The 25,380-nt window shown below is 59.4% G+C and carries 24 protein-coding genes and 1 riboswitch; of the genes, 14 read left to right on the forward strand and 10 right to left on the reverse strand.

Features of this window, described 5'->3' with window-relative positions:
- Positions 1–5: 5 nt before the first annotated feature.
- The 6 genes from ACR0BK_RS08470 to cysQ all read right to left on the reverse strand — a co-directional run bounded on the left by ACR0BK_RS08470 (position 6) and on the right by cysQ (position 6,577).
- Entirely contained in the window at positions 6–1,706 is a 1,701-nt protein-coding gene (locus tag ACR0BK_RS08470; RefSeq protein ID WP_480554320.1) for a DUF5927 domain-containing protein, read from the reverse strand.
- Entirely contained in the window at positions 1,703–2,689 is a 987-nt protein-coding gene (locus ACR0BK_RS08475; protein ID WP_480482893.1) for a glycosyltransferase family 2 protein, read from the reverse strand. Before ACR0BK_RS08475 ends, ACR0BK_RS08470 begins: the two co-directional genes overlap by 4 nt.
- Positions 2,690–2,874: 185 nt before the next feature.
- Positions 2,875–3,918, reverse strand: coding sequence for a glycosyltransferase family 2 protein (locus ACR0BK_RS08480; RefSeq protein ID WP_480554321.1), 1,044 nt, complete (start codon positions 3,916–3,918; stop codon positions 2,875–2,877).
- Positions 3,919–3,925: 7 nt separating this feature from the next.
- Complete coding sequence (gene galE, locus ACR0BK_RS08485; protein ID WP_480554322.1) at positions 3,926–4,909, reverse strand: UDP-glucose 4-epimerase GalE; 984 nt, start codon at positions 4,907–4,909, stop codon at positions 3,926–3,928.
- A gap of 70 nt (positions 4,910–4,979) precedes the next feature.
- On the reverse strand, positions 4,980–5,780 hold the full coding sequence (locus tag ACR0BK_RS08490; protein ID WP_480554323.1) for a 3-deoxy-manno-octulosonate cytidylyltransferase: 801 nt from the start codon (positions 5,778–5,780) through the stop codon (positions 4,980–4,982).
- Positions 5,780–6,577: a 3'(2'),5'-bisphosphate nucleotidase CysQ gene (gene cysQ / locus ACR0BK_RS08495; protein ID WP_480554324.1), complete on the reverse strand. Its 798-nt coding sequence runs from the start codon at positions 6,575–6,577 to the stop codon at positions 5,780–5,782. Before cysQ ends, ACR0BK_RS08490 begins: the two co-directional genes overlap by 1 nt.
- Before the next feature lie 122 nt (positions 6,578–6,699).
- Between cysQ and ACR0BK_RS08500 the strand changes: the two genes are divergently transcribed.
- Positions 6,700–7,524, forward strand: coding sequence for an ABC transporter permease (locus ACR0BK_RS08500; protein ID WP_480482477.1), 825 nt, complete (start codon positions 6,700–6,702; stop codon positions 7,522–7,524).
- Here the strand turns inward: ACR0BK_RS08500 and ACR0BK_RS08505 are convergent.
- The gene (locus ACR0BK_RS08505; protein ID WP_480554325.1) at positions 7,521–8,123 is read right to left on the reverse strand and encodes an alpha-ketoglutarate-dependent dioxygenase AlkB family protein; all 603 of its coding nucleotides are present in this window, start codon (positions 8,121–8,123) and stop codon (positions 7,521–7,523) included. The two genes, ACR0BK_RS08500 and ACR0BK_RS08505, sit on opposite strands and share 4 nt — an antisense overlap.
- Before the next feature lie 212 nt (positions 8,124–8,335).
- On the opposite strand from ACR0BK_RS08505, the gene dnaK reads away from it, so the two are divergent.
- The 13 genes from dnaK to radC all read left to right on the forward strand — a co-directional run bounded on the left by dnaK (position 8,336) and on the right by radC (position 20,003).
- On the forward strand, positions 8,336–10,243 hold the full coding sequence (gene dnaK, locus ACR0BK_RS08510; RefSeq protein WP_480474360.1) for a molecular chaperone DnaK: 1,908 nt from the start codon (positions 8,336–8,338) through the stop codon (positions 10,241–10,243).
- Between the two features lie 74 nt (positions 10,244–10,317).
- Entirely contained in the window at positions 10,318–11,463 is a 1,146-nt protein-coding gene (dnaJ, locus tag ACR0BK_RS08515; protein WP_480474359.1) for a molecular chaperone DnaJ, read from the forward strand.
- Positions 11,464–11,704: 241 nt separating this feature from the next.
- Positions 11,705–11,809: riboswitch (TPP riboswitch) on the forward strand.
- A 44-nt stretch (positions 11,810–11,853) separates the two neighbouring features.
- Positions 11,854–12,657: a bifunctional hydroxymethylpyrimidine kinase/phosphomethylpyrimidine kinase gene (thiD, locus tag ACR0BK_RS08520; protein WP_480518182.1), complete on the forward strand. Its 804-nt coding sequence runs from the start codon at positions 11,854–11,856 to the stop codon at positions 12,655–12,657.
- Positions 12,654–13,631, forward strand: a complete 978-nt coding sequence (gene thiO, locus ACR0BK_RS08525; RefSeq protein ID WP_480554326.1) for a glycine oxidase ThiO — start codon at positions 12,654–12,656, stop codon at positions 13,629–13,631. Before thiD ends, thiO begins: the two co-directional genes overlap by 4 nt.
- Positions 13,615–13,809 (forward strand): sulfur carrier protein ThiS, encoded by a 195-nt coding sequence (gene thiS / locus ACR0BK_RS08530; protein ID WP_480474356.1) that lies wholly within the window; start codon positions 13,615–13,617, stop codon positions 13,807–13,809. Before thiO ends, thiS begins: the two co-directional genes overlap by 17 nt.
- Before the next feature lie 2 nt (positions 13,810–13,811).
- Positions 13,812–14,576 carry a thiazole synthase gene (locus ACR0BK_RS08535; protein WP_480554327.1) on the forward strand — a complete coding sequence of 255 codons (765 nt, stop codon included), beginning with the start codon at positions 13,812–13,814 and terminating at the stop codon, positions 14,574–14,576.
- A complete protein-coding gene (locus ACR0BK_RS08540; RefSeq protein ID WP_480554328.1) occupies positions 14,573–15,169 on the forward strand; it encodes a thiamine phosphate synthase in 597 nt (198 codons plus the stop codon). Before ACR0BK_RS08535 ends, ACR0BK_RS08540 begins: the two co-directional genes overlap by 4 nt.
- A complete protein-coding gene (locus ACR0BK_RS08545; protein WP_480554329.1) occupies positions 15,166–16,131 on the forward strand; it encodes a HesA/MoeB/ThiF family protein in 966 nt (321 codons plus the stop codon). The genes ACR0BK_RS08540 and ACR0BK_RS08545 overlap by 4 nt, the downstream gene beginning before the upstream one ends.
- Positions 16,132–16,149: 18 nt before the next feature.
- Complete coding sequence (locus ACR0BK_RS08550) at positions 16,150–17,085, forward strand: ABC transporter substrate-binding protein (RefSeq protein ID WP_480554330.1); 936 nt, start codon at positions 16,150–16,152, stop codon at positions 17,083–17,085.
- Positions 17,082–17,756: a thiaminase II gene (gene tenA, locus ACR0BK_RS08555; RefSeq protein WP_480518170.1), complete on the forward strand. Its 675-nt coding sequence runs from the start codon at positions 17,082–17,084 to the stop codon at positions 17,754–17,756. The genes ACR0BK_RS08550 and tenA overlap by 4 nt, the downstream gene beginning before the upstream one ends.
- Positions 17,753–18,481: an ABC transporter ATP-binding protein gene (locus tag ACR0BK_RS08560; protein ID WP_480554331.1), complete on the forward strand. Its 729-nt coding sequence runs from the start codon at positions 17,753–17,755 to the stop codon at positions 18,479–18,481. The genes tenA and ACR0BK_RS08560 overlap by 4 nt, the downstream gene beginning before the upstream one ends.
- The gene (locus ACR0BK_RS08565) at positions 18,478–19,212 is read left to right on the forward strand and encodes an ABC transporter permease (protein WP_480518168.1); all 735 of its coding nucleotides are present in this window, start codon (positions 18,478–18,480) and stop codon (positions 19,210–19,212) included. The genes ACR0BK_RS08560 and ACR0BK_RS08565 overlap by 4 nt, the downstream gene beginning before the upstream one ends.
- A gap of 35 nt (positions 19,213–19,247) precedes the next feature.
- On the forward strand, positions 19,248–20,003 hold the full coding sequence (radC, locus tag ACR0BK_RS08570) for a RadC family protein (protein WP_209506928.1): 756 nt from the start codon (positions 19,248–19,250) through the stop codon (positions 20,001–20,003).
- 3 nt (positions 20,004–20,006) lie between these two features.
- On the opposite strand, the gene ACR0BK_RS08575 is transcribed toward radC, so the two are convergent.
- The 3 genes from ACR0BK_RS08575 to secA form a co-directional block, all read right to left on the reverse strand.
- The gene (locus tag ACR0BK_RS08575; protein ID WP_480554332.1) at positions 20,007–21,563 is read right to left on the reverse strand and encodes a phosphate ABC transporter substrate-binding/OmpA family protein; all 1,557 of its coding nucleotides are present in this window, start codon (positions 21,561–21,563) and stop codon (positions 20,007–20,009) included.
- Between the two features lie 24 nt (positions 21,564–21,587).
- Positions 21,588–22,505, reverse strand: coding sequence for a hypothetical protein (locus ACR0BK_RS08580; protein ID WP_480554333.1), 918 nt, complete (start codon positions 22,503–22,505; stop codon positions 21,588–21,590).
- A gap of 100 nt (positions 22,506–22,605) precedes the next feature.
- Positions 22,606–25,323 (reverse strand): preprotein translocase subunit SecA, encoded by a 2,718-nt coding sequence (secA, locus tag ACR0BK_RS08585; RefSeq protein ID WP_480554334.1) that lies wholly within the window; start codon positions 25,321–25,323, stop codon positions 22,606–22,608.
- Positions 25,324–25,380 lie beyond the last annotated feature (57 nt).

The raw sequence follows: 25,380 nt of genomic DNA on the forward strand, positions 1-25,380 counted from the left end.
GATGATTACTGCACCAGATAGGGTTTGCGATAGGGTTTCGTCTGACGGCCGAACACATCGTCCGAAGGAAAATCGCCCATCAGGTAAGGGTGCATTCCCTGGTTCTTGAGGTTTTGCAGGAACTTCCCGAACCCGGACAGATCGACCATGGTGGGCACTTCGGTCAGGTGGCTGGCCTGATGCGCGCCAATCTCGTCCAGGATTGTCTGCAAGGGCTCCATCGGTGCTTCAATGAAATCGGCCAGAGACCAGCTGCGCATCCGCGCTTTGGTCCAGACCGAGGTCAGTACCTCAAGCTGTTTGGTTTCGATCTGTTGCAGACGCGCGGCCTCGCACCGGATATCCGAAAAATTCAGGTTCGACCGGAATAGCGGAATCGCCCAGGCCCCGGTGATGACCGAGATTTGCGCATTCTTGTCCCGCGCCAGAAACCAATTGATGTCCTGCGTGTCGCGGGGGCTGAACTGGAAACACTGGCGTTCGCCGCGTGTGTTCCAGATCAGATTCGACAGAAAGGCCGTCGGATTGTAATCGCGCAGCAAAGCACAATCGCTAAGCGCACCGTTTGTGATGGTTTCACCCTTTGCAAATTCCGCACGCTCGGGTCCAAACAGATGCCCGTGCACGCGTGTGCCAGTGGCCGCGGCCAGCCAATCTTCGAAATCTTCAAACAGTTCGGAAAAGCCCTGAAATACGGAATAGGGTGACGAGGTAAGGCCGTTTTCACTGCCGTGCCGGGGAAACCGGCTTTGCATGTAAAGCCCGTCACGCCCCCGTGTCCGCCGCTCGACCGCCTTGGAAAACACGCGGTCAATCTTGCCGGGATTGGGTTCTGCCGGTTTCATCGCACTGGCCTGATCGGTCAGAAACGCCTGATACAGCCGTTCCGCACGGGGCCAGATCTTGCGGGCAACAAAACAGTCTGATCGCCGCAGCAATTGCAGATGATCGTCGTAAAAAATGTGCGGTCGGCCCTGATAGTCGAACTTGGACAGGGTCAGGGATCGGCTCTCGATATGTGTAGAATACAGCCGCGCCAATGTCTGGAAATAGCTTTCATCCGGAATCCACACATGGCGGAAGTAGCTGTCATATTGTTTGCGCTTGGGGTCCTGTAGAATGGCAGACAGTGTTTGACGGGTCAGGCACCACCACTGGCTGCCCATATGCGGGACGAGACCGTCGGGGATTTTCCTGCGAAACCCGACCGCGCGCTGAAGCTTTACATATGCGTCGAACAATCCGCGCTGTTTTCGCCAGGAAAACGGGAACCGTAGCGTAAACCTCTCATGATCCAACCCGCCGATTGTCCAACTGACATCAGACGTTGTCGCGCTTTCGATGAAATCGACACGAGGCCGGTCGGCCAGGTAATCGATCAGCTCCTGAACCGGGCGCAGCGGCAGGCAGGCCCCCGACGACAGGAATATGTGGCGCGTTTCCGGAAACCGCTCCAGCATCAGTTCGGACGCGCTTTGTGAAGCAGCAACGATGCCCCACCCGCCCCAGTCGCATTGATGCCGGTCAGAAAATGCGATCCGGGGGTTGTCGGAACAGGACGCGACGCATCGCGCAAATTCTTCACCGGGCACCTTGCGATCCACATGGATCACAACCGGGCATCCGGCAGCGGTCCAATGGCGCGCGACCTGTTCGGCCCGGTCCAGCGAGGTATGAACCAGCATGACGATGCCCAGACCGCTCATGCCCAGTTTCCTTTTGACATCAGGCCCAGAATCTCAAGCTGCCGCCAGTTGATATAGGCCTCAGACCATTCGCACCAGAATACGGGCTTGTCTTCAAGCTGTGCGGCATAGGCCTTGTATTCGCCAGAACCGCTATAGTGCTGGCTGCGCTGCAATTCTTCGCGTGCCTTGTCGCCAAGGGTGTCGATCAGCTTGGCATGAAGCAACGAACCGCTGGCCTTTTCCCCACCCCATTCGTCGTAAACCTGATTCAGTCCGCGCGGCAAAAGCGAGTGGGTCGAGCTGACATAGACATACCGCCGATCCCATTTGACCAGCGGGATCTTGTTCAGTGCCGGGGCTTTGGATGGCTTGTCGCGAAAGAACACCCGCGCCCGCGCGCCCCCCTGAATCCACAGGTTCTTGTAATCGGGGTTCTTGGTGATCGTGTAATTCCCCGGATCGAACCACCGTGCGATTTCAAAGGGATCCTGCCCCTCGCGATAGGTTTCGGCATCGACAGGCCCTTCGGGATACATGTCGATCAGCATGGTGCCAAAGCTGCGCACGGCGCTTCCGTCCAGCCAGTCTGTCAAGGCGCGGATCGGGCGGGTGTCGCAGAAGGGGTAGATAAAAAACTCATCCGGGTCGACGCTCAGAACCCAATGTCCATGCGCGTATTTGCGCAATAGGTAATTCGACCAGTCAAGACCATAGCTTGCACGTTTGTAGCTGCTTGTTGTCCGCCAGACCGATACATCGGCCTGCTCTTTCAGGAATTCGAAACTGCCGTCATCGCTGTCATTGTCGATGAACAGAAAATGGTCGATGCCCAGTTTGCGGTAATATTCCAGAAAGTAGGGCAGGCGAATTTTCTCGTTTCGCACAACGCTCATCAACAGGATATCGTCACGGCGGATGGCAGACGTGTTGGTGCTGGCGGGCTTAAGTTCGCGCCGACGTCTGAGGCAGCGCAGAATACGGCGCTTGCGCCGCAATCTCATCTTGTATGAATCAAACAGGCTCACGCGACTGCCCAACCTTTATTATGACGCGAGCTTTCCCCGAACCTGCCGTGACCGCTGGTGCGACAGGACATTGTGGGTTTATGCCACTTCTACCTCTTCTGAGGCAACTTTTTTAAACCCCGGAAATGGTAAAGGTGCCGTTGATCCCCCTCGATTTGTTTTCAACGCCAGCCGCCGTCGCGCATCAGCCCCATTTCCAGCAACTGCGACCAGCCGGTATAGCGCACCGATTGCGGGGTCCACATGTCTGGTTGATTGAGTATCTGATCGTAATACGCGCCGAACTGGTTCGGGTCATGAAAATGCTGGCGGCGCAGCATTTCAGTTTTGGATTTTTCAATAATGTCCGGTAGAAATTTCGTGTGCAGCAGCACGCCGGACGGGGTGTCGCCGCCCGGCCCGTCATACTCTGCGTTCAGACGACGGGGCAGGGCGGAATGGCACGAGTTTACATAGGCATAGCGCCGCGACCACCGCATGAGCGGGATCTTGTTCAGCGTCGGGGATCGCTGCTGCGCTTGGGCAAAAAACACCCGCTCGCGTGCGCCGCCCTGAACCCACAGGTTTCCCATCGGGCTTTGCCGCTGCGCACGATACGGGCCTGCGTCAAACCAGTTCAGCACCTTGATCGGATCCGTTTCCGGGTCATAGGTTTGGTCGCCCAACGGCCCCTTTGGATACAGATCCAGCATCAAAGCGCCAAACCCGGCCCGCCCCTGCCGGTCCAGCCATTCTGTGAGCTCATGCAGAGATTGGCGGTCGTGCCGGGCATAAACCAGCAGCTCATCCGCGTCGACCATCAGGCACCAGTGGCCATGGCCGTATCGCATCTGTAGCCAGCTCAGCCAGTCCAGCCCAAAGCGTGATCCGCGATAGCTGGACCGGGTCTGCCAAAGGGAAACATCCGGTTGCCCTTGCAGGTATTCAGCCGAGCCGTCATCGCTGCCGTTGTCGACGATCAGAAAATGGTTCACGCCCAGCTGGCGATAGTGACGGAAGAACCAGGGCAGGCGGGTGATTTCATTCCGCAAGGTGGTAAAGGCCAGAATGTCGTTGCCCCGTATCCTGCTTGTCTGATCTTTCAGGCAGGTCAGTTGATGTCGGCTGCGCATCGAGCGCCAAAGAAGGCGTCGCCGTTTCCAGCGCAACCGGTATTCCTGTCGCCAACCGATATCAGGGAGTGTCTGAACCGTATTGGACGTCACCGGGGCCTCATTTCTCGTAGTGGCCGTTCTGATGCCAGCGCCAGGCATCCGCAATCATCGTCTCTAACGTTGACCTTTTCGGCTTCCATCCCAGTTCGGTTTGGGCGCGGACAGAGCCGGAAACCAGCTTGGTGCAATCGCCCGCCCGACGGGCACCGACCGAATACGGCACCGGGCGGTTGGTGACGGACTTGGAATGCTCGATCACCTCAAGCACGGAAAACCCCGAGCCGGTGCCCAGATTGAAAACACGGCTTTCTTTACCCTGCTCCAGCCAACCCAGCCCCAGAACATGCGCGTCGACCAGATCACAGACATGGACATAATCGCGGATACATGTGCCGTCGGGCGTATCGTAATCGGTGCCAAAAACGGTCAAACCCTCGCGCTTGCCTTCAATCGCATCCAGCATCAGGGGGATCAGATGGGTTTCAGGCCGGTGAAACTCGCCCACTTCGCCCTCGGGATCGGCGCCAGCAACGTTGAAATACCGGAAAATGACATGGCGCAGCCCATGGGCCGCTTCGAAGTCCCTCAGGATATCCTCGATTGCGCGCTTCGATGCACCATAGGCATTTAGCGGGTGTTGGGCGGTGGTCTCGTCAAGCACCACATTGTCATGCTCGCCATAGGTGGCGCATGTGGACGAGAACACGAAATCCAGACAGCCCGCCGCAACCGCAGCCTCGATCAGCGTCAACGATCCGGTGACATTGTTCGACCAGTACAACCCTGGCTGCCGCATCGCGTCGCCCACCTGGCTGAGCGCCGCAAAATGCATCACCGCAACCGGCTTGTGTTTGGCAAATATCTCGTCCAGACGTGCCCGGTCCAACAGGTCGCCCTGTTCAAACGGACCGTATTTCACCGCATCCTGCCAGCCGGTGACCAGATTGTCATAGGCCACGGGAACATAGCCCGCCTGCGCAAGCGCCTTGCAGGCATGCGACCCGATATATCCGGCACCACCGGTCACGAGGATTGGTTTCATGAAGCGTCCTTTGGAACCAGATTGCCTGTCATCAAGATATGGAAACCTCGGGGCGTCATGGCAAAACCAGCTATTCCAGCCCCATCGCCGCCATCATCTCTTCGATCTTGGGTACGTCCTGCGGGTTGTTCAGCTCCCAGAACTGACGGCCCTTGGCGTCAACCTCGACGCACAGAACCTTGCGGCCATTTTCCATGAACCTAAGCTGTTCAAGACCTTCCAGTTTTTCCAGAGGGCCCGTTGGCCAGCCCGGATAGGCCGCCAACGCATCAGGTCGATAGGCATAGACGCCAACATGGTGAAACACCGGTGTGGGTTCATCCCCGCCATAGGTCTCCGAGGTGAAAGGCACGACCTCTTTCGAGAAATACATCGCGCAGTTATCGCGCCCGAACACGGCGGTTGTTCCGCCAACGCGGCCATGTTTGCGGTCGTTCAGAAGGCTGTTCAAGGCGTCCCCGTCGCAGCGCAAGACCGGTGTGGCCACGCCAGCGTCGGGTGCCGCGCGCAGCCCTGCGATCAGATCCTCGACAAACCAATGCGGTGTCAGGGGTGCATCGCCCTGAAGGTTGACCACGATGTCATAGCCGCTGCCCAGAACCTTGTACGCCTCGGCGCAGCGTTCGGTGCCGTTCTGGCAATTTTCCGAGGTCATCACCACCTCGGCGCCAAAGCCTTCGGACAGCTCGCGGATGCGGTCGTCATCGGTTGCGACCACAACCCGGTCCACGCCCGCGACAGAAGTGGCTGCTCGCCAGGACCGTTCGATCAGTGTCATCGAAACGCCGGTCGCGCCGGTCAGCGGCACCAATGGCTTGCCCGGATAGCGGGTCGAGGCATAGCGGGCGGGGATGGCGATCAGAACTGACATCAGGCCTCCTTCAGCTTAACACCCGGAGCGTACGCGATAAAAAACGGGTTCGCATAGCCCTCTTTGCCATAGAGAAGCGGCGAGTGATCGTCAAACCGCACAACCCGGCCTCCGGCCCCGGCCAGTACCGCGTGCCCTGCCGCCGTGTCCCATTCCATCGTGCGCCCGACCCGCGGATAAAGATCCGCCTCGCCTGTCGCAACCAGACAGAACTTGAGCGACGATCCCGCGCTTTTGCTGTCCTTGACCTGATACTTGTTGATGTAATCCTCGGTGGCCTGATCCCGGTGCGACTTTGAAGCCACGACCAAAAGCGCGGAATTGTCCGGGTTAGAGACTGATATTGGCGTCAGGGTGCCGGGCGCATCCTTGTCAAACGCGCCTGTTTCCTCGACCGCCTGACCATCGGCCTGCGTGTAGAACATGCGGCCCCGCGCCGGGGCGTAAACCACACCCCGTGTCGGCGTTCCGTTCTCGACCAGCGCGATGTTGACGGTGAAATCGCCACGGCGGTTGATGAATTCCTTGGTGCCATCCAGCGGATCGACAATCAGAAAGGTATCCCCTTTTTCGGAATGCGAGGCGGCCTGTTCTTCGGTGATCAGCAGGATATCGGGGAATGCCTGACGCAACCCGGCTGAAATCAGCGCATCGGCTGCCTCATCCGCTTCGGTCACAGGGCTGGAGTCTGATTTGACTTTGACGTCGAAATCGTCTGCCTCATAGATTTCCATGATCTTGTCGCCGGCCTCAAGGGCCAGACGCCGGATGACGGGAATAAGCGCGTCGTAGGTCACAAAAATGCTCCGTTCCTGTGGTTTGTTGATCCAAACTCGTGACCGACTTATGATGCGACGGTTACCGAACGGCAAGATATTCATGCCAGGTTAGGGACGACGAGGCAGGAAAGACCCTTTAAGTGTTCTATTACAAGCGCAATCAAACGCTGCTGGGCGGTGCACTGACGACTGCGGAACTGGTGTTCCACGCGGTGGTCCGGAACGTGCGCGCGCAGCATCCGAATGCGGTGATCGCGATTATGCTCAACGTTGTGCAATTGCTGGTGATGATGGTCACCTTCTATCTACTGATGTCGCTGATGGGCCGGGGCGGGGTCGCCAGGATCAGGGGCGAATTTCTGCTGTATGTCCTGTCGGGTGTGTTCCCGTTCATGTTGCACATACAATCGATCGGCGCGATTTCCGGGGTTGGATCCTCCAATAACCCGATGATGCTGCATTCGCCGATGAACGTGATGGTCACGATTCTCGCGGCGGCCTTCAGCACTTTCTATAAGTTCCTGCTGGCCATGTTCATCATCCTGTTCGTCTACAGTGTCGCGGTTGCTCCGCTTGAGGTGCAGAACCCCGGCGGCGCCTTCGCAATGCTGGTGCTGGCCTGGTTTACCGGCTGCGCGGTGGGGCTTGTGTTTATGGCGTTGAAACCGTGGGCCCCGACGACCGTTTCGATGCTAACCAATATATATCGCCGTCTGAACATGGTGTTTTCCGGTAAGATGTTCATTGCGAACGCATTGGGTGGCGGGCTGTTGATGATGTTTGCCTGGAACCCGCTGTTTCATATCATCGACCAGACCCGCGGGTTCGTGTTCCGCAACTATTATCCAAGAAACACCAGCTGGGAATACGCGGCCTGGGTTGGAATCGCCCTGTTGATGATCGGCCTTATGGGTGAATTCTTTACCCGTCAGCACGTCTCAAAAAGCTGGAATGCACGCCGCTAACGCGCCACCCGCAGCGTAAGATTTATGCGCCCGCCTTTGGGCAACAGGCGCGAGGATCCGAACCTGATCCGATCCACGCCGTGATATGCCAGCCGCGCCGGACCGCCCATGACGACCACATCCCCCGAGCTCAGCCAGATCGACTCGGTCTTGCCGCCGCGCGTCGTGCTGCCAATCCGAAACAAGGCATCGTCGCCCAGCGAAACCGACAGGACGGGCCATGAAAAATCTGCCTCGTCCTTGTCCTGGTGCAGGCCCATTTTTGCGCCTTCCCCGTAGTAGTTGATCAAACAGCAATCGGGCGCTCGCTCGGTGCTGACCAGATCGCGCCAGATATCCAGAATGGCGGCGGGGATTTCCGGCCAGTCACCACCTTTGGGGTGCTGATCCTGATACCGGTACCCGGCCTTGTCGGTCACCCAACCCAGATCGCCGGCCGAGGTCATCCGAACCGACATCTCCTTGCCCGAGGGGGTAACAGGCCGGAACAGGGGCGCAGCTTTCAGAATCGGGCGCAAATCCGCGATCACCCGCGACTGGGCCGCAGGATCAAGATAACCTTTCCTGATATCGAACCCCCGCAAAACCAATCGCGCCATTCCGGAAACCCCAATCCTTTCCAATTCCTTGCCAAAAAAGGCATCAGAATCCCTAAAACCTGCGTTCTACGGTGCTTGCAGGCCTCAGGTCTCGCCCTTATATACGCCGGGACGCGCGATGGTAGTGCTGTCGCGCACATCAGATCGGGGGCGGGATGCCGTAACGGGTCCTGTCGTCGAGACATCGCCTTGAAGAGAAAGGGATTGCAAAAATGGGAAAAGTAATCGGGATTGACCTCGGGACCACAAACTCGTGCGTGGCCATCATGGACGGTTCGCAGCCGAAGGTTATCGAAAACGCCGAAGGGGCGCGGACCACGCCCTCGATCGTCGCCTTCACTGAAGATGAGCGACTGGTCGGTCAGCCTGCAAAGCGTCAGGCGGTCACCAACCCCGACAACACGATCTTTGGCGTCAAGCGTCTGATCGGTCGTCGTGTGGATGATGCCGAAGTCGAAAAAGACAAGAAAATGGTGCCTTATACCATCGTTGATGGTGGCAATGGCGACGCATGGGTTCAGGCCCGCGGTGAAAAATACTCCCCAAGCCAGATTTCGGCCTTCACTCTGGGTAAGATGAAGGAAACCGCGGAAAGCTATCTGGGTGAGGAAGTCACGCAGGCGGTCATCACCGTTCCGGCATACTTCAACGACGCACAGCGTCAGGCCACCAAAGACGCCGGTAAAATCGCCGGTCTGGAAGTGCTGCGGATCATCAACGAACCGACAGCTGCCGCGCTGGCCTACGGTCTGGACAAGCAGGAAACCCAAACCATCGCGGTTTATGACCTTGGTGGCGGTACCTTCGACGTGACCATTCTGGAAATCGACGACGGCCTGTTCGAAGTCAAATCGACCAACGGTGACACTTTCCTGGGTGGTGAAGACTTTGACATGCGCATCGTCAACTACCTGGCGGATGAGTTCAAAAAGGAACACGGTGTCGATCTGTCTGCTGACAAGATGGCCCTTCAGCGTCTGAAAGAAGCCGCGGAAAAAGCCAAGATCGAACTCAGCTCGACCTCGCAGACCGAAATCAACCAGCCGTTCATCTCGATGGGTTCGAACGGTCAGCCGCTGCACATGGTCATGAAACTGACCCGTGCCAAGCTGGAATCTCTGGTCGGCGACCTGATCAAGAAGTCGATGAAACCGTGCCAGGCTGCTCTGAAAGACGCCGGTCTGTCGGCTGCTGACGTGGACGAAGTTGTTCTGGTCGGTGGTATGACCCGGATGCCGAAAGTGATCGAAGAAGTCACCAAGTTCTTCGGCAAAGAGCCGCACAAGGGTGTGAACCCGGACGAAGTGGTTGCCATGGGCGCCGCCATTCAGGCCGGTGTTCTTCAGGGCGACGTCAAGGACGTGGTTCTGCTGGACGTGACCCCGCTGTCGCTGGGCATCGAGACGCTGGGTGGCGTGTTCACTCGCCTGATCGACCGCAACACCACGATCCCGACGAAAAAGTCTCAGGTCTTCTCGACTGCCGAGGACAACCAGAACGCCGTGACCATCCGCGTGTTCCAGGGCGAACGTGAAATGGCTGCGGACAACAAGATCCTGGGTCAGTTCAACCTCGAAGACATCCCGCCCGCACCGCGCGGCATGCCCCAGATCGAGGTGACCTTCGACATCGACGCCAACGGCATTGTCTCGGTTTCGGCCAAGGACAAAGGCACCGGCAAAGAACAGAAGATCACCATCCAGGCATCGGGCGGTCTGTCCGACGAAGACATCGAAAAGATGGTAAAGGACGCCGAAGAGAACGCGGAAGCCGACAAGGAACGCCGCGAGCTAGTCGACGCCAAGAACCAGGCGGAAAGTCTCATCCACTCGACCGAAAAGTCGATGGAAGAGCATGCCGATAAAGTCGACCCGACCACGATCGAAGCCATCGAACTGGCCATCGCCGCACTCAAGGACGAGCTGGAAACCAACAATGCCGACAAGATCAAGTCTGGCATCCAGAATGTCACCGAAGCAGCGATGAAGCTGGGTGAGGCCATCTACAAGGCGCAGTCCGAAGAGGCCGAGGACGAGCCTGTCGCAGCGGATGCCGCACATGGTGATGACGATATCGTCGATGCCGAGTTTGAAGATCTGGACGACGAAAAGCGTAACTAACGGGTAACCGGGCCAATGTGGGCCGGTCCGGATGCCGGGCCGGCCTATTTACGTTGAGGCAGAAGGAAATACTGATGTCAAAACGCGACTATTACGAAGTGCTCGGTGTGTCCAAGGGCGCTTCGGCGGATGAGATCAAGAAAGGTTTTCGCACGAAAGCCAAAGAGTTGCATCCGGACCGCAACAAGGACAACCCGGATGCCGAGGCGCAGTTCAAGGAAGCCAACGAGGCTTATGACGTGCTGCGCGATGCCGATAAAAAGGCGGCCTATGATCGCTTTGGCCATGCCGCATTTGAAAACGGCATGGGCGGCGGTGGTCGGCCTGGCGGCGGCTTTGGGCAGGGCGATTTCTCCAGCGCGTTCTCGGATGTATTCGACGATTTGTTCGGCGATTTCATGGGCGGGCAACGTGGTGGTGGCGGCCGACGCGCCGCGCGCGGCTCTGACCTGCGCTATAACCTGCGCGTATCGCTGGAAGAGGCGTTCTCGGGCCAGCAGAAAACCATCAATGTACCTACAGCCGTGGCTTGTTCCTCCTGCGAAGGAACCGGTGCAGAAGGCGGGGTCGAGCCGACAACCTGCCCCACCTGTTCCGGTATGGGTAAGGTGCGGGCGCAACAGGGCTTCTTTACGGTCGAACGAACTTGCCCCACCTGTTCGGGTCTGGGTCAGATCATCAAGAACCCATGCAAATCCTGTAAGGGTGCAGGCCGCGTCGAAAAAGATCGCGCTTTGTCGGTCAACATCCCTGCCGGTGTCGAAACCGGCACCCGTATTCGACTGGCGGGTGAAGGCGAGGCCGGAATGCGTGGTGGCCCTCCGGGCGACCTCTACATCTTTGTGGAAGTGTCTGATCACAAGTTGTTCGAACGCGACAGCGTAAACCTTTATTGCCGTGTACCGGTCAGCATGGCCAAGGCCGCGCTGGGCGGATCGATCGAGGTTCCGACAATCGATGGCGGGCGTGGGCGGGTGCAGATCCCGGCTGGCAGCCAGTCGGGTCGGCAAATGCGTCTTCGCGGCAAAGGCATGCCCGCATTGCGCGGCGGCGGTGTTGGCGACATGTTCATCGAACTGGCGGTTGAAACCCCGGTCAACTTGACCACCCGCCAGAAAGAACTTCTGCGCGAGTTTGATGACCTGGGCGAAGACAACCACCCGGAATCAAAAAGCTTTTTCTCATCCGTCAAATCCTTCTGGGACGGTATGAAAAGCTGACAACCAGGGTTACCCGGGGGCTCTGCCCCCGCCGCCCGTTCCGGGCGCCTCCCCCGGGATATTTCCAGCCAGATGAAGCAGGGATCCGTTATTCATCTGGCTCTAAATATCCCGGAGCGCGAGGCAGAGCCTCGCAAAACACTCCCTAAAGACACTCAATTGGCCTTATCAGATGACCAAAAGTGGCAATGCATTTGCCAAATTGGGTCTTGATTCCGACCGTCGACCCTGAAATTGTCCACGACAACCGTTGGGGTGCCCGTATCAGGGCTGAGAGGCGCAGCCGCGCTAACCCATCGAACCTGATCCGGGCAATTCCGGCGTAGGGAACGGTCTTATGAACACAGACGTTTTCCTTACCTCGTTGCCCAAAAAAGATGGAGCGACGAAATGGCGGCAATTGCCCTGACCATTGCTGGGTCTGACAGTGGCGGAGGCGCCGGGATTCAGGCCGATCTGAAAGCGATGTCCGCGTTGGGTGTATTCGGCGCAAGCGTCATTACCGCCATTACAGCGCAGAACACGCAAGCCGTCACTGCGGTGCATGGGGTTCCTCTGGATGTCATTGCTGCTCAAATCGACGCGGTGCTGAGTGATCTGGACGTGAAGGCCATTAAGATCGGTATGCTTGCCACGCCAGAGATCATTCACGCAGTGGCTCGAGGTCTGGAAACGTTCAAGGGCCCCATAATTCTTGATCCCGTCATGATCGCAAAATCCGGAGATGCCTTGCTGGCGCAGGAAGCGGTCCGGACGCTGCGCGAAGTGATGGTGCCAGCAGCGACTGTGCTGACACCCAATCTGCCCGAAGCGGCGTGTTTGCTGGATGCGACACCGGCGCAATCACCGGACGAGATGGCCGCACAAGGCCAGGCCCTGTGTGATCTGGGCGCAGGTGCGGTTTTGATGAAGGGCGGGCATGGGTCCGGCGATGTCTGCCACGATCTGCTGGTCGACCCCTCAGGTATCGTGGCCGCGTTTCAGGCCCCGCGTCAGAACACGAAGAACACCCACGGAACCGGATGCACCCTGTCGTCATCGATCGCCGCCGGACTGGCCAGGGGCCTGCCGCTGAGGGATGCGGTCGCGCAGGCGCATGATTATCTCCAAGGGGCCATCGCGCGGGCGGATGAGCTGAAGATTGGTGCCGGGCACGGCCCTGTGCACCACTTCCATCGGATCTGGCCCGCGTGACGCTCTGGTCGGTCATAGGTGCAGGCGTTGCGGGTCTGGCCGTGGCCAGTGAGCTTGTGTCACGCGGCGCAAGGGTGCAGGTTTTTGATCCGGGCGGCCCGCCCGGCCCGCATGGGTGTTCCTGGTGGGCCGGTGGGATGCTGGCGCCGTGGTGTGAATATGAAAATGCGGAAGAACCGGTTCTGCGGCTGGGGCAGGAAGCCATTGAATGGTGGGTGCAGCGAACGCAGGTAAACAGAAGTGGAACCCTTGTTGTTGCCAACGCACGTGACCTGCCCGACCTGCGTCGGTTTGCACGCAGGACCGAAGGGTTCAGCGAGTTTGATCGCGCGAAAATAATCAAATTAGAGCCTGATCTGAGCAAGTTTAGCAAAGCTCTGTATTTTGAAAACGAAGCGCACCTTGATCCTCGCCAGGCATTGCGCGATCTGCATCGTCACCTGCAAGGCGCAGGCGTGGAATTCCACCGAAAGCTGGCTCCGGCGCAACTGGACAACGCCATTGACTGCCGGGGCCTGCACGCGCGCGAATATCTGCATGACCTACGCGGCGTGAAGGGTGAAATGCTGGTTCTCCGCTGCCCCGATGTGAACCTTTCGCGCCCGGTGCGGCTGTTGCATCCGCGGATGCCGCTCTACATCGTTCCGCGCGGGGACGGCGTCTACATGCTGGGTGCAACCATGATCGAATCCGAGGACAGCAGCCGCATCACCGCCCGCTCGATGCTGGAACTGCTCAGCGCGGCCTATGCCGTGAACCCGGCCTTTGGCGAGGCCGAGGTGCTGGAGATCGGTGTCGACCTGCGCCCCGCTTTTCCGGACAACCTGCCGCGTATCCGGCGCTTGGGTCGGACAATCTATGCCAATGGGCTGTATCGCCATGGCTATCTGCTGGCCCCTGCATTGGCGCGGGGTGTCGCTGATCTGGCATTGGACAACACACATTCGGAGATGGTCGATGAAGATCGTGCTTAACGGCGAGACGCGGGACGTGCGCGCTGAAACCCTGTCGGATCTGTTGCTGGAATGCGGCTTCTCGGGCCGTGTGGCCACCGCAGTGAACGAAGATTTCGTGCCGTCAAGCCTGCGCATTGCGCACAAACTGACCGATGGCGACCGGATCGAAGTTGTCGCGCCGATGCAGGGGGGCTGAGGATGAGAACGTTCTACGGCATCGAGTTGCCGAACCCGCTGATGCTGGGCACCGCCCAATATCCCAGCCCCGCCATTCTGGAACAGGCCTTTCGTGAAAGCGGTGCGGCGGTTGCCACGGTATCGCTGCGGCGGGAATCCGGCGCAGGGCAGACATTCTGGCAGATGATCCGCGAGCTTGGTGTCCTGATCATGCCAAATACGGCTGGCTGTCATACGGTGAAAGAGGCGGTGACCACAGCCCATATGGCGCGCGAAGTGTTTGACACCAAATGGATCAAGCTGGAACTGATTGGCCACACCGACAGTTTGCAGCCGGATGTGTTCCAGCTGGTCGAGGCTGCGCGAATCCTGACCGAAGACGGGTTTGAGGTGTTTCCCTACACCACCGATGATCTGATCGTGGGCGAACGCCTGCTGGACGCGGGGTGCGAAGTGCTGATGCCGTGGGGCGCGCCTATCGGGTCTGGGCGTGGGCTGAACAACGAATACGCCCTGCGGTCGATGCGGGCCGAGTTCCCTGACACGCCGCTGGTGGTGGATGCCGGGATCGGCCTGCCCAGCCACGCGGCCCACGCGATGGAACTGGGCTATGATGCCGTTCTGCTGAACACAGCTGTGGCCCGTGCCGGTGATCCCGTTCTAATGGCCAAGGCGATGGCGCAGGCAATCCATGCCGGACAACTGGCCCATCAGGCAGACCCGATCGAGGCGCGTGATATGGCCGAACCTTCGACCCCCGTTGTCGGAAAGGCCTTCCTGTCATGACGCTGGACCGTTTCTATCCGATCTTCGATCACTCGGACTGGCTGCGGCGGATGCTGCCCCTGGGTGTCAAACTGGTGCAGCTGCGTATCAAGGATCAGCCGGTTGAGGTGGTGCGCGATCAGATTGCCGCCTCGCGTGATCTGTGCCGCGACTACGGGGCGGTTCTGGTGATCAACGATTACTGGCAGCAGGCCATCGATCTGGGTTGTGACTGGGTTCATCTGGGGCAAGAGGATCTGGATGATGCGGACCTGAAAGCCATGCGAAAAGCGGGTCTAAAGCTGGGTGTTTCCACTCATGACGATGATGAGCTTGAGCGGGTTCTGGCCATGGATCCTGATTACGTGGCGCTGGGCCCGGTCTATCCGACCATCCTGAAAAAGATGAAATGGCATCAGCAGGGCCTGCCCCGCGTGACAGAATGGAAGGCGCGGGTTGGGGACATTCCTCTGGTCGGTATTGGCGGCATGAGCGTCGAGCGCGCAGCAGGGGTGCTGGCAGCAGGGGCCGACATTGTCTCGGCTGTCACGGACATCACGCTGAACGCCGACCCCGAAGCGCGGGTGCGTGCTTGGATCGAGGTCACGAGATGAGCCGCTATGCCCGCCAGACTCTGCTGCCCGAGGTTGGGGCCGAAGGACAGGCCCGCCTGACTGCGGCCCGTGTTCTGGTGGTCGGCGCAGGTGGTCTAGCCGCGCCGTTGCTGCCGCAATTGGCCGGGGCCGGGGTGGGGCATATCACAATTGTCGATGGTGACATCGTCGATCTGTCGAACCTGCATCGCCAGACATTATTTTCAGAAGAAGATTGCGGGCTGTCAAAGGCCGAACGCGCCGCTGACCGATGCCGTGCGTTGAACGCCGAAATCGACGTGATTTCCAGGAAACAGGCTCTAACAGGGAAAAATGCACCCGATCTGGTGTCGCAGGCGGATATTATCCTGGATTGTGCCGACAGCTATGCGGTCAGTTATATGCTGTCGGATACCTGTCTGGCACAAGGCAAGCCGCTGATCAGCGCCTCGGTGCTGGGGCTTTCAGGTTATGCAGGCGGCTTCTGTGGCAGCGCGCCTTCTCTGCGTGCCGTTTTCCCCGATGCACCGGAAAGTGGCGCAAGCTGCGCCACGGCGGGTGTTCTGGGTCCCGTTGTCGGTGTGATCGGGTCCATGCAGGCGCAGATGGCGCTGAGCCTGATCTTGCGGCTTGACCCATCTCCCCTAGGGCAGATGGTGCAATATGATGCGCGAACCCTGCGCAGCACCGGGTTTCGTTTTGATGACGCGCCGGAACCGTCAAGCTGTTTCCGCTTTCTCTCCGCCAGTCAGTTGAGGGAGACAGACCAGATTATCGAACTGCGTGACCCGAACGAAGCTCCGGTTCCGGCTCACCCGAATGCAACGCGCATTTCACCCGAAGAAATACAAAAAATAGACCCAAACAAGGGGCAACGCCTCGCCCTTTGCTGTGCCACCGGGCTGCGCGCATGGCGCGCTGCCGAGAAAATCCAACCGATTTGGCCGGGCGAGATTGTCCTCGTCGCGGCCTCAGCCTCCTGAGAAAAGGAAACGTGAGATATGAAAAAGCTGATGACAGCCCTTGCCCTTCTGGCCGCCGCGCCGGCCTGGGCCGAAGACAAGATGACCGTCCTGCTGGACTGGTTCATCAACCCCGACCACGGGCCCATCATCGTGGCACAGGAAAATGGCTATTTCGCCGAGCAGGGGTTGCAGGTCGAAGTCGTTGCCCCCGCCGACCCATCCGCACCGCCGCGTCTGGTGGCTGCCGGTCAGGCGGATCTGGCGGTATCCTATCAGCCGCAACTGCATTTGCAGATCCACGAAGGGCTGCCGCTGAAACGGGTCGGCACGCTGGTCGCGACGCCCCTGAACTGCCTGCTGGTTCTGAAAGACGGCCCGATCAAATCGCCCGGTCACCTCAAAGGCAAGAAAATCGGCTTTTCCGTCGCCGGTGTGGAAGAGGCCATTCTCAGCACCGTGCTTGGCAAATACGACGTCGCGCTGGATGATGTTGAGATGATCAACGTGAATTTCTCGCTCTCACCCTCGCTGATGACCGGTCAGGTGGATGCGGTGATCGGCGCCTATCGCAACTTCGAGCTGAACCAGATGGATATCGAAGGTCGCCCCGGCACCTGTTTCTATATCGAGGAAGAAGGCGTGCCGTCTTATGACGAACTGATCTATGTCGCCAACCCCGATACGATGGACAAAGACAAGATCGCCCGTTTCCTGGCCGCGACCGAAAAAGCGACTCAGTACATCGTCAACAACCCGGAAAAAAGCTGGGAGGTCTTCTCAGCCACTTCACCCGAACTGCAGGACGAGCTGAATGCACGCGCATGGGTCGACACGCTGCCGCGCTTTGCCCTGCGTCCCGCCGGGTTTGACGCTGGCCGTTATGCCCGGTTCGAGGCATTCCTGAACGACAGCGGCATGATCGACACCGTCCTGCCCGTCAGTGACATTGCCATCGACGTAACCGCGCAATGAGCGATTATGGCAAAGCCTTTGCGCTGATGCGCGATGCGGCGCAGGGGCCGTGGCGGGATTACACCCGCCACGCTTTTGTCGAAGCCCTGAAAGACGGCACCCTGCCACGCCCGGCGTTCCTGCACTATCTGCGTCAGGATTACGTGTTCCTGATCCATTTTGCGCGCGCCTGGGCGCTGGCCGTGGTGAAATCGGAAACACATGCTGAAATGCTGGCAGCGTCGCGTACCGTGAACGGCCTGATCAGCGAAGAGATGAAGCTGCATATCGGTATTTGCGAAGCAGAAGGCATTTCGCAGTCCGATCTGTTTGCAACGCCGGAACGGCCCGAGAATCTGGCCTATACCCGCTTTGTTCTCGAGGCGGGCTATAGCGGTGATCTGCTGGATCTTCTGGCAGCACTTGCACCCTGCGTCATGGGATATGGTGAGATAGGCACCCGCCTGGCTGAGGAGGCAACATCAACGACCTACCGTGGCTGGATCGATACCTACGCGGACGAGGGCTACCAGAGCGCCTGCACCGCCGTGGGCGAATTGCTGGATTCGGCTCTAACAAGGCGGATTGGGGCGGATTTCCAAACGTCGCCTCGCTGGGATCGTCTGTGCAGGACGTTCCGCACGGCCACGGAGTTGGAAGTCAATTTCTGGCAGATGGGTCTGACCCCATGACCCCGGCGCCCGATCTGACCATCAGCGGCACAGCCATGATCGATGGCGCGACTCTGTTCGCGCCGCTGACCCTGACGCTTGACGCAGGGGCGTGGACCTGTCTGCTGGGTGGATCGGGTGTTGGCAAAACCACGGTTTTGCGGCTGATTGCCGGGCTGGAAACCGGGGCTGAATTCACGGGCCGGATCACCGCCAGCGATGGCCAGTCGGTTTCAGACCGGGTTGCTTATATGGCGCAGGACGACCTGTTGCTGCCTTGGGCGAGTGTTGCGCAAAACGTCTCACTGGGCGCGCGGCTGCGGGGCGAGAAAGTTGACGTTGACCGGCGTGACCGCCTGATCGAACGGATGCGGTTGCAGGACCATATGACCAAGAAACCGCCCGAGCTTTCGGGCGGGCAGCGTCAGCGCGTGGCACTGGCCCGCACCTTGATGGAAGACCGGCCGATTGTGTTGCTGGATGAACCCTTTTCAGCCCTTGATGCCCGAACCCGTGCCGATATGCAGGATCTGGCCGCCGAGGCGCTGCGGGGCCGCACTGTCCTTCTGGTAACCCACGATCCGGGCGAGGCCGCGCGTCTGGGGCAATCCATCGTCGTCATGACACAGCACGGGCTGACGCCGTGCGATCCGCCGGTTGCTCCAGCCCCGCGCAGCGTGGACGATCTGCAGACGCTGGAAACACAAGGCGCGCTTTTGCGGCTGCTGCGGGAGGGCGGGGTATGAAGTCCCTCTCTGTTCTGGCAGCAACCCTGTTTGCCATTGCCATCTGGCAGGGGATCGTGACCCTGACCGGATTGCCAAAGTTCATCCTGCCCGGCCCCGTGGTGGTTGCCGAGACCTGGTGGCAGAACCGCTGGCTGATTGCCGAACACACCTGGATCACAGCCATTGAGGTCATTATCGGCCTTGCCTGCGGCACGCTGCTTGGCGTTGTCACTGCATTGCAGCTGGCCAATTCCCGCGTCGCACGAGTTTTGGTGCAGCCAATGCTGGTGTTCACGCAGGCCCTGCCGGTCTTTGCACTGGCCCCGTTGCTGACCCTGTGGCTGGGTTATGGCCTGTTGTCCAAGGTCGCGATGGCGGTCCTGATCATCTATTTCCCGATCACGTCGTCCTTTTTTGACGGTTTGATGCGGACACCGCAGGGGTATCTGGACCTTGCACGCACGATGCAGGCCAGCAAGCGCACTGTGTTGTGGCACATCCGTATCCCTGCGGCGTTGCCGTCTCTGGCCTCGGGGATGCGGCTGGCGGCGGTGTATGCGCCGATCGGTGCCGTGATCGGTGAATGGGTCGGTTCATCGCAAGGTCTGGGATATCTGATGCTGCTGGCCAATGGCCGTGCCAAGACGGACCTGATGTTTGCGGCGATGCTGACGCTGGGCGTATTTTCGATCCTTCTGCACATGATTGTCCGCCGCGCCACCGCGCGTATGGCAGGAGAGGCTCATTAACCTTTCGGAAAGTGATTCTGCGTCAGGGTAAACGCATGACACAGGACGCCTTTGCCGAAGCCCCCATGCTGTTTGATACGGACGAAGCGCCAGCGCAGCCGCTGCCGAATGGTCGGTTACCCTCCTACATCAAAGACCATCGCAAGCGGCTGCGCGAACGGTTCATGGCGGGCGGATCCGCAGCGATCCCGGATTATGAGTTGCTGGAACTGGTTTTGTTCCGGTCCATCCCTCGGCAGGATGTGAAACCATTGGCGCGGGCATTGATGAATGCCTTTGGCGATTTCAACCGTGTGTTGACAGCACCCGAAGAACGGCTGCGGCAGATCAAGGGCGTTGGTGATACGGTCATCACCGATTTGAAAATCCTCGAAGCCTGCGCGCATCGGATGGCACGGGCGCGGGTGATGCAACGACACGTAATATCCAGCTGGGACGCGCTGCTGGATTATTGCCACACGACAATGGCGCATCGCGAGACCGAGCAATTTCGCGTTTTCTATCTGGATCGCAAGAACGTCCTGATCGCGGATGAGGAACAGGCCAAAGGCACCGTGGATCACGTGCCGGTCTATCCGCGCGAAGTGGCGAAACGGGCGTTGGAACTGAATGCCTCGGCCCTGATATTGGTGCACAACCATCCTTCGGGCGATCCAACGCCGTCACAGTCAGATATCGACATGACCAACCGCATTCAGGATGCCTGCTCCGCCCTGGGGCTGACCCTGCATGACCACCTGATCATCGGCAAATCGACCGAGCTCAGCTTTCGTTCCGAAGGGTATCTCTAGCGGCTACTGCACCCAAATCTCGACCCGCCGGTTGACCTTGCGACCCCATTCGGTGTCATCGCAGGCCATGGGCATCGCTTCACCAAATCCTTCGGCGGTGACCGTGATACTATCAGGGATCGGGGCTTCAAGCGCGGCGATAACCGCGTTTCGCACGGTTTGCGCGCGCCGTAGGGCGATGCGGGCATTTGAAACGGCACCCCCGTCCCCATCGCTGAAGCCTGCAAACACCACCTTGCGCGCCTGCAACGTACCCGCGTCCAGCATTTGCGCCAGTTGCTGAATATTGGCGCGCGACTGCGCGTCCGGGCGGGACGATCCGGGTTCGAACCGGACCGACAGGGACAGGCGCGACAGCGGGCGCAAGGTTTCGATCATGCGCTGCAACTCCTCCAGTCCGACCTCAGTTCCGCCGGTGACGACCGCATTGGCAAGCCGGTCCCCCTGCACGCCAACCGGCAGGGTTTCAGCAGATTGATCCACATATCCTGCGTCACGTATCGCCACCTGTGCCTCGGGGCTTTGGCTATAGGCCAGAAACTGTCGCGCAATCCGGGGCAGGCGGCGTTCCGGCAGATACAGGAACATGGGCATATTCAGCGGGTAATCTTCGGTCTTGATTGACTGGCGGGTCGCGGCCAGAGGATGCCCGCACCCGCCAGTCAAAGGCACAGCGCGGGTGCCATGGGCCGATGCCTTGCTGGCGATACCGATGGAAAACGGATCCTTTGCCACAGCCGCGGTCAGGTCATGTATGCGATTGTGGCGGATCGCCGTATCGGTCAGCACCACACCGGCGGTTTTCAGAACCTGATCCTCGACCGCCTGCGCCAGACCCGACCCGGCCTCTGGCACATGCAGTGCAATAGGGGCATCCGGCCCACCCAGCTGCGCCCAGTTGCTGACCTCGCCGGACAGAATGCGGGCCAGATCCGCGAGCGAAACCTGTCGCATCACGCTGTCGGGGGCCACGACCGGGACCATGGCATCCAGTGCAATGACCCGTGATCGCCGCGAGCGTTTCAGATCACCCAACCCCGCAGCTTCGGCAGCCTCCCGCTCGGCCTCGCGCATCTCGCGCAGGGCCATCACGATATCCGCCCGGTCTGCGATCAGGTCGCTGAACCCGCGATCCGTTGTGCCCACGTCAAAGAAAAACCGCGCAAGCGGCGCCGACCGGCCTGCCTGATGCAACTCGTAAACAAAGGTGTCCTCATCCACGCGGGCGGGGGTCGCGGTCAGGTCTTCCTGACGGGCAAAGCCGATGATCAGGGCGGGCAGCACCGTTTCGGCCATCACCGATGATCCGGAAAACTGCACTTCGGCGACGAAATCGATCAGGTTGGGGCAGGCGGGTCCCTCGCATGTGACGCCGGAACCATCCACGGTCAACGTCCCGAATTGCGTATCGACGCGATAAAACTCACCGTCAAAGCTCAGCAGATTGCCTGTCACTTCGACCTTGCCATCATGCGAGGTCAACGTGATGTCCTGCCCAAAAGCACCGGTCGCCACCGTCACGGAAAACAGCGCAGCCACCGCCACACGGAAAAATGTCATAAGAGGTTCAAGCCTGCCTGCGGATTACTTTGCCGCGATTGTCAGGTCTGAGAGCAGATTATTCAACACCAGAAACTCGCCCGAGCGCGAACAATCCGGCAAGGTCACGGACATGTCGCGCGACCGCAGGCGGCGGTCCGACAACAGCTCCAGCGACTGCACGTTCAGCGTGTGGCCGCAGTTTGCATCGGTCACTTCGGCCTCGACGGTCAGGTCAATCGTGCCCGACTGATCCGAAGTGCTGGCCGGGAAAGAATACACTTCGACATTCTGAGTAATCCCGGAATCGGATTGACCCAAGCGCATAACCTTACCGGCGCCTTCGGCAGATGCGTCATCCCAGACATGGCCATCCGCGCCATAGCTGGCGCCAAATTCCAGCGCGTGAATCTGCAACTCGGTATCACCCTGCCATTGCAGGACAACACGATCAAAACCGGCGATTTCGGGGACATGAGTGGTGGCGACGGTGCCTGTTTCATCTTCGAAGGAAAACAGGAAAATCGCATATTCCGAAAGGGCCGGGATCGTCATATCCAGCGCGCCGCTGGCGTCAGTCATCTGGCTAACAGTGAGGCCGCTATGGTGAATTTCAATCTGCTCATTCTTGTGGCACGGCGCTTTCAGCGACAGGTGCGCCAAGGCACCGGGCGCTGCGGTCGCGTGCGCGCTGATCCTGCAATTCGATGTTCTGGGGACAGCGGGTACAGCGCGGGGTGCCGGTGTGACATTGACCGGATCGGCATCTGATACTGTAGCCGACGTCAGCACGATACCGTCCAGCCCCGACAGAATCGAAGACTGATCGGCAACGGAGGCCACATCAACACCGCCCTGCGCGCGGTTCTGCTGCGCAGCCGGTCCGTTCTGCATCAGATAGCCTATGCCCAAGGCACAAGCGACCGTTCCGCACATGGTTACGTAGTTGCGAACTACAAACAAGACACCCTCCCCAGTTGAAGGAGCAGCTTGCACTCTCGCCACCAATCGCGGCCAATTTGTGGCCGCGAGACGGACTCATTGTGATGAAAGGGTGTTAACGTTAGGTCAATCTGCCGTGGCAGTGTTTGAACTTCTTTCCGGATCCGCAGGGGCACAGGTCGTTTCGCGACGGGTTACCCCAGGTTGACGGATCGCCCTCATCAAACCCCGGCAGGGCATCGCCTGACGCCGCCGCTTCGGCCTTGGCCTCGGCTTGGCTTGCGGCTTTGTCCACGGCCTGTTGTGCCTGCGCCTGTTGCGCCGCCATCTGCGCCAGCATTTCCTTCTGCTCTTCTTCGGTCAGTGGCCGCACGCGCGACAATTGCTGTGTCACGGTTTCCCGCAAACCGTCCAGCATGGTTTCGAACAGCTGGAAGCTTTCGTTTTTGTATTCGTTCAGCGGATCGCGCTGGGCATAGCCGCGGAAACCCACGACCGAGCGCAAGTGTTCCAGCGTCAGCAGATGCTCGCGCCATTTGGCATCGATGGTCTGCAACAGCACCTGCTTTTCGATGTTGCGCATGTTTTCGGGACCAAAGGCAACCGCCTTCTGGGCCATCATCTCATCTGCGGCCTTAACCAAGCGCTCCCGCACTTGCTCATCATCCACGCCTTCTTCGGCAGCCCAGTCCTGAACCGGGGCGTCGATGGTCAGCTTGTCCTTGATCGCCGCATGCAGACCGTCGGTATCCCACTGATCCGCATAGGATTTCGGCGGCATGTATTCGTCAATGAGATCGTCAATCACCTGCTCGCGCATATCCGAGACGATCTCGGACAGGTCATTGGCCGACATGATTTCGCGGCGCTGGCTAAAGATCACCTTGCGCTGATCGTTCATCACGTCGTCGAATTTCAGAACGTTCTTGCGCATGTCGAAGTTGCGGCCCTCGACCTTGGACTGCGCGCGTTCCAGCGACTTGTTCACCCAGGGGTGAATGATTGCCTCGCCTTCTTTCATGCCCAGCGTGGTCAGCACCTTGTCCAGCCGTTCCGAGCCAAAGATGCGCATCAGGTCGTCTTCAAGGCTCAGGTAGAACACGGTACGGCCCGGATCGCCCTGACGGCCCGAACGGCCGCGCAGCTGGTTGTCGATGCGGCGACTTTCGTGGCGTTCGGACGCCATCACATAAAGGCCTCCTGCGGCCAGAACCTTTTCTTTTTCTTCCGCGTGGCGTGCTTCTTCTGCGGCACGCAGGTCTGACGGATCAGCCTCGGGGTTGTCCGCCATCGCTTGCAGCACCTTCATTTCGACATTGCCGCCCAGCTGAATGTCTGTACCGCGACCGGCCATGTTGGTGGCGATGGTCACCGCGCCCAGACGGCCGGCATCGGCAACGATCTGCGCCTCCTGCTCGTGCTGGCGGGCGTTCAGAACATTATGCGCGATGCCTTCCTTGGTTAGCATCTGGCTCAGCAGTTCCGATTTCTCGATCGAGGTCGTGCCCAGCAGGACCGGCTGGCCCGTTTCCTGCGCCTTCTTGGTTTCTTCGATCATCGCGCCGTATTTTTCCATGGCGGTGCGATAGACCTGATCGTCCTCGTCCACACGGGCAATCGGCTTGTTGGTCGGAACCTCGACCACGCCCAGGCCGTAAATCTCGGCAAATTCCTCGGCCTCGGTCAGGGCGGTCCCGGTCATGCCGCCCAGCTTTTCGTATAGGCGGAAATAGTTCTGGAAGGTCACGCTGGCCAGCGTCACGTTCTCGGGCTGAATCTGCACGTTTTCCTTGGCTTCGATGGCCTGGTGCAGACCCTCGGACAGGCGGCGGCCCGGCATCATGCGGCCGGTAAACTCGTCGATCAGAACGACATTGCCGTCGCGCACGATGTAATCCTTGTCGCGCTGGAACAGCTTGTGCGCGCGCAGACCCTGATTCACGTGATGCACAACGGTCGTGCTTTCCGGGTCATACAGCGAATGGCCTTCGGGAATCAAACCGGCAGCCAACAGCTGCTGCTCCAGAAACTCGTTGCCCTCATCCGTGAAGGTCACGTTGCGGGCCTTTTCGTCCAACGTGTAGTGTTCGTCGGTCAGGCTCGGGATCAGCGCATCGATGGCTGTATACAGGTTCGAGCGGTCCTGTGCCGGGCCCGAGATGATCAGCGGCGTCCGCGCCTCGTCGATCAGGATCGAATCGACCTCGTCCACGATCGCGAAATTGTGGTGCTTCTGGTAAACCTGCTCCAGATCGGCCTTCATGTTGTCGCGCAGATAGTCAAAACCCAGCTCGTTGTTGGTGGCATAGGTGATGTCGCATTTATAGGCGGCCAGTTTCTCTGCATCGGGCTGGCCCGACCAGATCACGCCGGTGGTCATGCCCACGGCAGCAAACACCTTGCCCATCCATTCCGCGTCGCGCTTGGCCAGGTATTCGTTCACCGTGACCACATGCACGCCCTTGCCGGTCAGCGCGTTCAGATACGCCGGGAAGGTCGCGACCAGTGTCTTGCCCTCACCCGTCTTCATTTCCGAGATGTTGCCCTGATGCAGGAACACACCGCCCATCAGCTGCACGTCAAAGGCGCGCAGCCCCAGCGCGCGGCGGGCACCTTCGCGCACGTTGGCAAAGGCTTCGGGCAGCAGATCGTCAAGGCTTTCGCCATCCAGCGCGCGTTTGCGCAGGTCTTCTGTCTTGTCGATCAGGTCCTGATCGGACAGCTTCTCGAACTCGGGTTCCAGCGCGTTGATCTTTTCGATCAGGGGGCGGGTCGCCTTGATCTTGCGGTCGTTCGGTGTTCCGAACACCTTTTTGGCGAGCGTTCCGAGTCCCAGCATGTTCACTCCAGCGGATCTGTTCTTGTCTTGGTTTTTGACAGGCTTGCCCACCTTGCG

The sequence above is a fragment of the Ruegeria sp. AF1 genome, from assembly GCF_056542125.1.